The following is an 11055-nucleotide window of genomic DNA, read 5'->3' on the forward strand; positions in this document are numbered from 1 at the left end:
AGGACGGGGGCGAGGCGGTGGGTGTCGGTCACGATGAGAGCTCCTGGAACAGTTGACGCGAATAGGGATGGCGGGGGAGGTCGTAGAACACGTCGGTCGGCGCGTGCTCGACGATCTCGCCGGCGCGCATCACCGCCACGTGATGGGAGATGTACCGCACGGCAGCGAGGTCGTGCGAGATGAACAGCGCAGCGAAGCCGTGCTCGGCCTGCAGGTCCTGGATGAGGTTGAGGATCTGTGCCTGCACCGAGACGTCGAGCGCGCTGACCGCTTCGTCGAACACGATGAACGCCGGATGGGTCACGAGTGCCCGCGCGACGCTCACGCGCTGCAGCTGACCGCCGGACAGCTGGTGCGGTCGGCGGGCGGCGAAGGATGCGGGGAGTCCGACCCGGTCGAGCATGGCGAGGGCGCGTTGCTCGACCTCGGCGCTGCGACGCTCATGCACGAGGACGGGTTCGAGGACCGAGGAGAGCACCGTGGATCGGGGATCCAGCGCCCAGCGCGGATGCTGGAGGACGGCCTGCATCCGGCCGGCGCGGGACCGCAGGCTGCGCGCGAGCGGTGCGCCCTGGAAGCGCACGCTCCCGGAGTCGGGGCGTTGCAGGCCGAGCACCACGGTGCCCGTGGTCGTCTTCCCGGAGCCCGATTCGCCGACGAGGCCGAGGGTCTCTCCCGGCCCCACCGAGAAGGAGACGTGCGACATGGCCCTGACCTCACGGCGCCCTGCTCCGAAGCCGGAGGTGAAGGCGACGTTGACATCGTCGAGCTCGATGACGGGCGCGGGTGCGGGTACGGCGTCGGCGGCGCTCATGCGGAGACCTCTTCCTCGGGCAGCAGGCGCGCCCGGCGGTCGGCGTCGACGAGCTCGGCCGTACGGATGCACAGGCTGTGCCGTGGTGACACCGGTTCGGGGCGGATCACGTCGCACGCGTCGATGCGGTGTGCGCAGCGCGCGGCGAAGGCGCAGCCCTCGGACTCGCCGTGCAACACGGGCGGGGAGCCGGGGATGCTCGACAGGCGCTCGCCGCGTCGGGCCCGGGAAGGATCGGTGGCGGCCAGGGCGCGGGCGTAGGGGTGGACGGGGCTGCCGAGCACCGCCGCTGCGGGTCCGCGTTCCACCACGCGACCCGCATACATCACGGCCACCTCGTCACACCAGCGGGCGACGGCGGGGAGGTCGTGGCTCAGCCAGAGGATCGTCGTCCCCTGCTCTCGCGCCTGCGTGAACAGCAGCCGGATCACCTCCTCGCGCACCTGGCTGTCGAGGGCGGCGGTGGGCTCGTCGGCGATCAGCAGCTTCGGTCGACGGCACATGGCCATCGCGATCGCCACGCGCTGCGCCATCCCGCCGGAGATCTGGTGGGGGAAGAGCCGCGCCACTCGGGCGGGATCCGTGATGCGCATCGATTCCAGCAGCTCGATCTGGCGCGGCAGGGAGCCGTCGTCGCCGACGGATCGGAGCACGAGCTTCAGCTGCGCGCCGATCCGCATCGTCGGGTCGAGCGAGCCGATCGGGTCCTGTGCGATGTAGGCCAGGGTGTCGCGGCGATAGGTGCGCAGCGCCTCGTGCCCGAGTCCGAGCACATCGATCCCGTCGACCTCGAGTTCACCACGCACGATGTGCGCCGATCGGGGCTGCAGCCGGCCGATGACCGCGGCCAGGGTGGACTTGCCCGATCCGGACTCGCCGACGATCGCGACGGAGCTGCCGGCGGCGACGTCGAGATCGACGCCGTCGAGGGCGCGGACGGTCGTGGCTCCGGTGAACTCCAGAGCCAGGTCACTGATGCGTACAGCGGTCATCGGAGGGACCTCGTCTCTCGCGGTTCGAATCGGTCGCGGAGGCCGTCGCCGATGATGTTGATGCACAGGATGGAGACGACCAGCACGACGCCGGGGATGATGACGAGCTGCGGAGCCTGGGTCATGTAGAGCATGCCCTGCTGGATGAGCAGGCCGAGGGAGGCCTCCGGCACCTGCACGCCGAATCCGAGGAAGCTCAGCCCGCCCTCGACGAGGATCGCGACGGAGAGGGCGTAGCTCGCCTGCACCGCGATCGTGCCGGAGATGTTCGGCAGGAGTCGGCGGGCGAAGATCACCGGTGTGCGAACGCCGCTGATGCGCGCCGACACGATGAAATCCCGCTCGGCGACCGCGCGCGTCGCGATGCGGACCACCCGGGTCATGAGGGGGATCGTGATGACGACGATGCTGATGATCGCCGCCGGTCGTCCAGGGCCGAGGAGCGCCGAGACGAGGATGGCGAGCACGAGCGCGGGGAAGGCGTAGAGGACGTCGGCGACGCGCATGACCGCTTCGTTGACCGCTCCGCCGTAGTAGCCCGCGAGCATTCCGAGGAGGGTGCTCACCACCGCGGAGCAGAGCACCGCGACGATGGAGACCACGAGCGTCGTCGCGGTGCCCTGGAACAGCCGCGGTAGCAGGGAGCGGCCGAGGTTGTCGGTGCCGAGCGGGGCGAGGGCGGACGGGCCCTCGAGGCGGCCGGCCACGGTGGCATCCGTGGAGCCGGTCAGTCCGGTGAGCACCGCGAACACGGTGACGACGACGATGACGCCCAGCACGATGACGGCGGTGCGCAGGACCGCGTCGCTGCGGCGCCACGCGCCCCTGGACGCTTCTCCGGCGGCGCGGATGCGGTGCGTGGCCGTGGGGGCGATGGTCATCGGCGGCTCCCTCCGGTGAGGCGCAGGCGGGGATCCAGCGCGTTGGCGATGAGGTCGACGAGCAGGCTCGCGACGATGAAGACGATGGCGGCGAGCAGCACCGCGCTCTGCACGATCGCGTAGTCGCGTCTGCCGAGGGCGGTCTGCAGGTACGAGCCCATGCCCGGGATGTCGAACACGAACTCGACGATGACCGTTCCGCCGAGCAGGACGGCGACGAGCGCGCCCACGATCGTGAGGATCGGCGCTGCCGCGTTGCGCAGCACGTGGTGGCGGACGATGAAACTTGGCGTCTCGCCGCGTGCCACCGCCGCCTGCACGTGCGGTTCGACGAGAACGTTCATGACCGCATCCCGGGTGTTCCGTGCGACCACGGCCACGCAGCCCACGGCGAGCACGGTCACCGGGAGCACGAGCGCGCCGAAGAATCGCGCGGGGTCGACGGCGAACGGGGCGAACCGCCCGACCGAGACCCCGAGTCCCAGTGTCGACACGGCGAAGACGACGAGTCCGGCGAGCAGGAACTCCGGAATGCTGATGCCGAGTGCGCTGACGATGCGGCCGATCGCTCCGGCCGATCCCTCGGAGCGGAGCGCGGCGAAGAAGCCGAGGGGGATCCCCACGAGCAGAGTCACCACGATCGTCAGCAGCGCGATCGTCGCGGTGACGGGCAGGCGAGCGCCGAACTCCTCCGACACCGAGACATTCGACACGAACGAGTAGCCGAGGTCACCGGTGAAGACGCCGAAGAGCCACCGGAAGTACTGTGCGACCACCGGATCATCGAGCCCGGATGCGGCCACCGCCTGGGCCCGCTGCGCCTCGGTGGCGAGCGGACCCAGGACGAGGTCGATGTAGTCTCCCGGCATCAGACGGACCGACGCGAAGATCAGCACCGAGACGACGACCAGCGTCAGCAGTGCGGCGCCGATGCGCCGGAGGGACCACAGAGCGACGGCCATGTCAGTTGGCGCGGAACTCGGTGATGTAGCGGAGGAAGTCGCCGTAGCCCTCGTCGCTGCTGAGCGTCGGGGAGAGCGACTCGGTGTTCCACCCGATCGTGGAGGGGCGCAGGACCAGTGGAACCATCTCGCTCTGCTCGTCGGCGAGTGCGCACAGGTCCTGGAAGACGGCAGCGCGGTCCTCGCCCGGCGCGGTGGTGTACCCGTCGGAGATGAGGGTGTCGAGCTCGTCGCTCCCCTTCATGAAGACCGCCGAGAATCCGGCGACCTCGGGGTTCCACCAGGTCGTCACCATCGCCGGGTCCGCGTAGCCGGCGAACCAGCTGAGCGCGAGGTCGAAGTCGGCCGGGCTGCCGTACACCTGGTCGGAGTACGTGGCGTAGTCGACCTGCTGGATCTCGACCTTCACGCCGATCTCCGCGAGGTTCTGCTGCATCACCTGCGCGATCTGCGCGAGCACCGGCTCATCCGTGTACACGACGAGATCGAGTTCGAGTCCGCCGACCCCGTCGATCACGGCCTTCGCCGCGGCGACGTCGCGCTCTGCCGACGGCAGGTCCGCCGCCGTGCAGGAATCCGGCAGGCCGGCGGGGGTGACCCCGGTCGCCGCCGTCGCTCCGCCGAAGGCGAGCTCGTTGATCGCGTCACGGTCGATGGCGGTGTTGATCGCGAAGCGCACCTTCTGATCCTGCAGCGCCTCGTCTCCGGTCAGGGAGTTGATCATCAGGTAGTGGAAGTCGGTGTTCCGCTGCCCGACCACCGTGACGTCTGCGGCATTCGCGAGGAGCTCGGCGGAGTCGATGGAGTTCAGCACGGCGAAGTCGGCCGATCCGTCGCGGAGGGCTGCGGCACGGGTCGCCTCGTCGCCGACGATGTCGATCGTGAGGGTCGAGAAGCCCAGCGCATCGGCATCCGGGTGGTGGGTGTTCGGCTCGAACGTCCACTCCTCGTCCTGACGGTGCGCGGTCACGACGAGCGGCCCCGTTCCGACCATCTCGGTCGTGATGTCGATCTCGCCGGCCTCGATCTCGGCCATGGGCAGGATCGCGGCCGGAGTGTTGGCGAGTGCCGCGAGGAACGGGGCGTACGGGCTGGAGAGGGTGACCGTGACCTCGAGGTCTCCGGTCTCCTCGATCGAGGCGATCGGGCCGAGCTGGCCCGTCCACGTGGTCGGGGTGTCGACCAGGCGCTGCAGGCTTCCGACGACGTCCGCCGCGGTCATCGGACGGCCGTTCGAGAACACGGCGTCGTCGGCCAGTGTGAAGACGTACTCCGTGTCGCTCGGGGTCTCCCACGAGGTGGCGAGTTTCGGGGCGACGTCGAGGTTCTCGTCGATCGTGGTGAGCGTCTCGTATGAGAGACCTTCGAGCATCCAGGACCGCGCCGTGGCGGCCCCTTGCGGGTCGAGGCCGCTGGCTTCGGCGGTGTCGTAGTCGACCTGGACCACGAGGTCGCCGCCGGCGTCGAACCCCTCGTCGGCGACGGCGAGGAAGCCGGGCGCCACCTCGTCCTGGGTCGGTTCGGCGTCGGGGGATGCGCCGGCGGCGCATCCGGTGAGGGTGAGGATCGCGACGGTGGCGGCGGCCACTCCCGCTCGAGCTGCTGTGTGCATGTCGGTGTTTCCCTTCGGGATGTCGGACGACGCCGGGTCAGGCGTCGTGCGACGACGGGCGGACAGAGAGGTGATGCAGATGGTGCTCGGGTGGTGCATCGCCGACGCCGGCGTGATCGCAGGCGCATGCGCGGGGGGAGACCGGGACGTCGAGGGTCGGGTTCCGGTCGAAGAAGTCGTGGGGCTTCAGCGTGAACCCGCAGGAGTCGACCGGCATGATCGGCCAGTCCTCCGTGCGCGGGAAGTGGGTGAGGCCGAACGTGTGCCAGAGCACCAGGTCGGCGCCGTCGAGGGAGGCGTCGTCGGCGACGAAGGCGGGGAGGCCCTGCTCCGGCGCGGACTGGTTGACGACATCGCCGGCGGGGTAGCGCTCGTCCGGGTCGTAGGCCGTGACCCAGAGGTCGGCGGTCGCGAAGCGCGCACGCGAGGCGATGACCGACTCGGGCTGCGCGAGGAGCACGGGCTTGCTCTCGGGCGTCAGGACGTAGGAGGTGGGGCGGCCGAGTCGGTTGGTCGCCGTCGCGCTGCTCACCCGCCACGTCCGGTCGACCCGCGCGTCGGCTCGTCGTCGGCCGTCGAGCTCGCTGCGCAGACGCGTCTTCGTGAAGCCGATCGCGCTGCCGTGGAGGTTGTCGTCGTCGACGGGGAGGGCGCGCACGTCGACCTCGTCGATCACGGCGGGACCGTCGTCGACCGCCATGTCGAGTCGGGCGCAGAACAGGTGCTGGTGGTACGGGGCGGCGAGGCCGGGGGCGAGCTCGCTCGCGAACCTGCTGGTGCGCTCGTCGTAGGCGGCCGTGAACACCAGCCCGGTGGCCTTCGCCTCGAACTCGATCTTGCCGTCGAGGTAGAGGTACCAGTAGAAGCCGTAGTCGTAATTGCCCACCGTGACGAAGAACGAGATCACGAGTCGGCGCTGACGGCGGACGTCGCTCGATCCGGTGAACTGCTCGGTGTGCTTCCAGAGCACCCCGGCGTCCTCCTCGTGGATGCAGATCACGTTCGGCAGGACCTTCACGTCGCCGCGGGCATCGGCGATCGGGACGTCGAGGTAGGTGATGTCGCCCACGCAGTCGCAGCCGAGCTCCAGCGAGTTCGCGAGCCGGCCGAGCAGGTACTCGCCGGTGTCGAAGTAGTTCTGCCAGAATCGCACCGGCCCGGGGTCGCCGTATGGCACGAGCATCTCGGCGATCGACGCGCGGTGCACGATCGGCCGGACGCGTCCATCGTCTTCGAAGCCGATGCCGTGGAGGATCAGTCCCTCGCGCATGTCGTAGCCGATGCGCAGCGACCACTTCTCCCAGGAGATCACGTCCCCGTCGAAGGAGAAGCTCGGGCCCTCGGGTTGCGTGATGACGATGGGCTTCTGGGTGGTCCGCTCCGGACCGAAGGTGCCGGGCACGTGGTAGTCGCCGGTCTCCTGGGGGATGGGCATGACCCCCACATCGATGACGTCGACGACGGTGCGGCTCGCGACGTCCACATAGGCGACCAGTCCGTCGATGGGGTGTGCCCAAGGCATGGTCTGCGGGGTGGGCTGATGATGACCGAGCACGCGCGCGAGTCGCCGACCGCTCTCTCCTTCGATCGGGAAGCGGCCGGCCGAGAGCCCGGCCAACGCGACGGTGCTCGGGTCGTCGATGCCGCGGGCGGCGAGGGCGGTGGCCCAGCGCTCGTCGGCGCCGATCAGCTCGCGGATGATCGCGTGCTCCTCCTGGAGCAGCGGCACCTGGCCGTCGCGCTCCGGGTCGATGTCGACGTCCGCCGCGAGCTCGCCGGTGCCGATGTCGACCGAGATCGCGCGGGCGCGCCCGGTGTCGGTGTCGAGGAGCTGCACCCGGGCCCGGCGGGGGACGTGTCCTCCGGCCGCGACCTCGGCCCGGTTCGGCTCGTCGAGTCCGACGTACGCGATCCGGTGCGCCTCGTCCAGCGCGCCGTGGGCCCGCAGCGTCTCGGCGACGCGCTGCAGCTCGCCCGCCGAGAGCGTCGCGTACGGCGCACCGGACTCGTCGCCGAGTGAGCGCGAGCGCGAGGTGTGGTCGGACGGGGAACAGCTGCAGTTCATGGAGTCTCCATCGGATGTCGGTTCGGGAACGCCTGTGTGCCGGAACGTTCCGGCAAAAGTATGCGATGAACGTGTTACAGCGCAAGACCCGAACTGTTTCGAGTGGATTACGGCTCGCTGCGTGTGGTTAGACTCGGCCGCATGCAAGAGCCACGGCGCGCCCGATTGATCGACGTCGCACGGCGCGCAGGGGTCGGCAAGACCACCGCGTCCGATGCGCTGAGCGGCGGCGGTCGTGTCTCTCCGGCCACGCGCGAGGCGGTCCTGGCGGCGGCGGCCGAACTCGGCTATTCCGTGAACACGGCTGCCCGGCACCTCCGCGGCGGCAGCATCGGCACGATCGGGATCGTGCTTCCCGAGGTCGTCTCCCGCTCGTCGTACTACATGGCGTTCACGTTCGGCATCGTCACGAGCGCGGCCGCCCACGACATCGACGTGACCATCGTCAGCCCCTCCGTGTCGTCCGGACGATCGCGACCGATCCGCGCCGACGGGCTCATCATCGGAGACCCGCTGTCAGGGGATCCCGGTCTGCCCTCGCTCATGGGATCGGGGATCCCGGTGGTCACGCAGGAGCATCTGCCCGAAGACGTCGCGGGTACGCCGGCCGGCGTGGTCTGGTCCTCCCACGAAGCCGGGATGCTGCGGCTGTTCGATGAGATCGACGTCACCGGCGCGCGGCATCCCGCCCTGCTCGTCGCCCCGGATGCGACGGACTGGTCGCGTCAGCTCGTCTCGGGATATCGCGCGGGTTGTGCGGCGCGCGGCCTCGAACCGGTCATCGCTCCCGTGTCGTTCGAGGCGTCATGGCCCGCGGTACGTGCGGCTACCGAGCGCGTACTGCAGACGCACCCCGAGACCGACGTGATCATCTGCGGTCCGGACTCGAGTGCGATCGAGGTCGCTGCCGTCCTCGGCCGACAGGGGCGCACGATCGGCGAGGACATCACGGTCGTCTCCTGCGTGGACCACCCCTCGCTGCCGTTCCTGACCCCCTCGATCACCTCGATCGACCTTCGTCCGCGCGACTCGGGCGTCGCCTGTGCGGAGCTGCTCATCGATCTGCTCGAGGGGCGGGCCGAGCCCGGAACGGACGTGGAGTTCCCGATCGCGGTCGTCGCGCGGGACTCCACCGCGCATCCGCTGCGGGTGCGCGCATGACCGCGCCCCTCGACGGCATCGTCGTCGCAGACTTCTCCCGCGTGCTCGCCGGCCCGCTGGCGACCATGACGCTGGCCGACCTGGGTGCACGGGTGATCAAGGTCGAGCGACCGGAGACCGGTGATGACACGCGTGCGTGGGGACCCCCGTATGCCGAATCCGGCATGACCACGTACTTCGAGTCGGCGAACCGGGGCAAGGAGTCGGTCACGCTCGACCTCACCGACCCGGCCGATCGGGACAGAGCGCTCGAGCTCATCGCGCGTAGCGACGTGGTGATCGAGAACTTCCGGCCGGGGCTGTTCTCCCGGCTCGGCTTCGACTGGGAGAACCTCTCCGCAGCCCACCCCGGACTCATCTCCGTGTCGGTCAGCGGGTTCGGTCTCGGCGCGGGTGCGGAGCTCCCCGGCTACGACTTCGTGGCACAGGCGGTCGGCGGGCTCATGCACATCACGGGCGAGCCGGACGGCCAGGCGATGAAGGCCGGCGTCGCCCTCGTCGATGTGCTCACCGGCAAGGACGCGGTGATCGGCATCCTCGCCGCGCTGCGCCGCCGCGAGTTGACCGGACGCGGTTCGAGGGTCGAGGTGAACCTGCTCTCCAGCCTGCAGGCCGCGCTCGTCAACCAGGTGTCCGCCCATCTCGGAGCCGGCACGGAGCCGGGCAGGCTCGGGAACAGGCACCCGTCGATCGCCCCGTACGAGTCGCTGCGGTGCGCGGATGCGCCGATCGCGGTCGCGTGCGGGAACGACGCCCAGTTCGCGAAGATGGTCGCGGAACTCGGACGTCGGGAACTCGCCGCCGATGAGCGCTTCCGCCGTAACCCCGACCGGGTCGCGAACCGCGACGCACTGGTGGGCGAGCTGGAGGCGGCGCTGATCGGCGACACCGCGGCGGCCTGGGCGGAGCGTCTGAACCGCATCGGCGTCGCGGCCGGAGTGGTGAACAGCGTGGGGGAGGGCATCGCTCTCGCCGAACGCCTGGGCCTCGACCCCGTCCGCGACAGCGTGGGGGATGACGGTCGGCGGTCGCGCCAGATTCGATCCCCGCTCACGTGGATCCCCGAGGTTCCGGTGACGGTGGCCGCCCCGCCCCGTCTCGGGGAGCACGACGAACGCGTGCGCGCCTGGCTCGACGAACCCGCCTAGACCGCGTGATCCCGCAGAGCGAGCCAGAGTTCGGCGGCGACGTCCGGGTCGTCCAGCGAGACGTCGAGGAGCCGCTCGGCCGCCGTGATGCGCGGCCGCACGGTGTTGCGGTGCACGCCGAGCTCACGCGCGGTCCGCTCGGCCTGCTGACGGTTTCGCAGATACGAGATCACGGTGCGCTGCAGGATCGGATCCGTGTCGGCGAGCGTGGCAGCCCAGCGGGTGGCCCTCGATTCGGACTCGATCACCAGCGCGGCCCCCGGCGCGCTCCGGTGCAGGGCGAGCGCTCGGGCGGCGGCGGCCGGAACATCCTCGAGCGCGACGGGAGCGCTGAGCACGCCGGTGCTCGCCCGGATCTCGGCGTCGGGGTCCACATCGGCGGGCACGAGACCGACCTGCACACCCGCTTGCTCGACCGCGAATCCCGTCATGGCCTCGACACCGACGAGCACGCGGAACTCGAGCGGCAGCGTGAGATCGGCGACCGCGGCCAGAGCCCGCGCGGCCGTGGCATCACCGCGGAGCGCGAGCGCCGTGAACCACCCTCCGGCGTCCGGCGTCGTATTCGCCCGCACGGTGAGGAGTCGCAGGAGAGCGGTGGCCGTGAGCGCGAGCTGGCGGTCGGCGTTCGCCAGCGGCCTGCCGGCTCCGAGCGCCAGTGCACCGCGGGTGCGCTCGCCATCGGTGACGGCGTGGGCCATCACGACCGAACCCTGTGACACGAACGACGCGGCCTCGACGCCGGAGCGCAGGAGCGATCTCTCGACATCCGCCCGCACCGTCGGCAGCAGTCCCGCCAACGACGCAGGATGCAGCGTCCCGCCCGATGCTCCGGGATCGAAGGGCAGCCACGCCACCCACCCGCCGATCGCCTGGGCCATCTGGCGGACGATGCCGGCGATCGGATCGGCGGCCGTCGCGGCCTGCACCAACCGCGTGTGCGCGTGGGCGGTGCGCAGCGCCTCATCGTGACCGCTGCGTCCGGTGATCGACCAGAACGCCCGGGACACATCGAGGAACGGTGCGCCGTCCGGCACCGCGAACACCGGGATCCCCAGCCGGCGGCAGCGTTCGACGAGGACCGCGGGCGCATCGTCCCAGCCCTCGCCGAGCCCGATCCCGATCGCCCCGATGCCCTGCGCCTCGAGTCTGTCGACGTAGGTGTCGACCGGCCTGCCGTGCAGCGGGATACCGGTGGTGAGCAGCAGCTCGCCGCCCTCCAGGTAGCGGCCGGGGTCGTCGAGCTCCGACACGTGCACGCCGGTGATGGTCCGCGCCGCATCGAACGGAGCGAGCGGACGCAGAGCGGTGCCGGCCGTGCGTACGAGTTCGCCGAGGGAGACCATGCATCCAGTGTGCGTGATGCACAGCGCTTCCGACAAGACTGGGCGAAGTGTTCACCCGCGGTAGTCCTGCACCT

General features: G+C 70.4%; 9 protein-coding genes. 2 read left to right on the forward strand and 7 right to left on the reverse strand.

Annotated features, from left to right (window positions below):
- Positions 1-28: 28 nt before the first annotated feature.
- From CQ034_RS15950 to CQ034_RS15975, 6 genes are read right to left on the reverse strand one after another with little or no spacing between them, the layout of a single operon-like run.
- Complete coding sequence (locus CQ034_RS15950) at positions 29-814, reverse strand: ATP-binding cassette domain-containing protein (RefSeq protein WP_105711827.1); 786 nt, start codon at positions 812-814, stop codon at positions 29-31.
- Positions 811-1806: an ABC transporter ATP-binding protein gene (locus tag CQ034_RS15955; protein WP_105711828.1), complete on the reverse strand. Its 996-nt coding sequence runs from the start codon at positions 1804-1806 to the stop codon at positions 811-813. Before CQ034_RS15955 ends, CQ034_RS15950 begins: the two co-directional genes overlap by 4 nt.
- On the reverse strand, positions 1803-2687 hold the full coding sequence (locus CQ034_RS15960) for an ABC transporter permease (protein ID WP_105711829.1): 885 nt from the start codon (positions 2685-2687) through the stop codon (positions 1803-1805). The genes CQ034_RS15955 and CQ034_RS15960 overlap by 4 nt, the downstream gene beginning before the upstream one ends.
- Positions 2684-3649 carry an ABC transporter permease gene (locus tag CQ034_RS15965; protein ID WP_105711830.1) on the reverse strand — a complete coding sequence of 322 codons (966 nt, stop codon included), beginning with the start codon at positions 3647-3649 and terminating at the stop codon, positions 2684-2686. Before CQ034_RS15965 ends, CQ034_RS15960 begins: the two co-directional genes overlap by 4 nt.
- Position 3650: 1 nt before the next feature.
- Complete coding sequence (locus CQ034_RS15970; protein ID WP_146114863.1) at positions 3651-5261, reverse strand: ABC transporter substrate-binding protein; 1611 nt, start codon at positions 5259-5261, stop codon at positions 3651-3653.
- Positions 5262-5298: 37 nt separating this feature from the next.
- Positions 5299-7326 (reverse strand): primary-amine oxidase, encoded by a 2028-nt coding sequence (locus tag CQ034_RS15975; protein WP_105711832.1) that lies wholly within the window; start codon positions 7324-7326, stop codon positions 5299-5301.
- Between the two features lie 141 nt (positions 7327-7467).
- On the opposite strand from CQ034_RS15975, the gene CQ034_RS15980 reads away from it, so the two are divergent.
- Positions 7468-8487, forward strand: coding sequence for a LacI family DNA-binding transcriptional regulator (locus CQ034_RS15980; RefSeq protein WP_105711833.1), 1020 nt, complete (start codon positions 7468-7470; stop codon positions 8485-8487).
- Positions 8484-9635, forward strand: coding sequence for a CaiB/BaiF CoA-transferase family protein (locus tag CQ034_RS15985; protein WP_105711834.1), 1152 nt, complete (start codon positions 8484-8486; stop codon positions 9633-9635). The genes CQ034_RS15980 and CQ034_RS15985 overlap by 4 nt, the downstream gene beginning before the upstream one ends.
- Here CQ034_RS15985 and CQ034_RS15990 read toward each other — a convergent pair.
- On the reverse strand, positions 9632-10981 hold the full coding sequence (locus CQ034_RS15990) for a PucR family transcriptional regulator (protein WP_105711835.1): 1350 nt from the start codon (positions 10979-10981) through the stop codon (positions 9632-9634). The genes CQ034_RS15985 and CQ034_RS15990 overlap by 4 nt on opposite strands.
- Positions 10982-11055: the final 74 nt, after the last annotated feature.

Source organism: Microbacterium sp. MYb45 (genome assembly GCF_002979655.1).
Classification (GTDB): Bacteria; Actinomycetota; Actinomycetes; order Actinomycetales; family Microbacteriaceae; genus Microbacterium.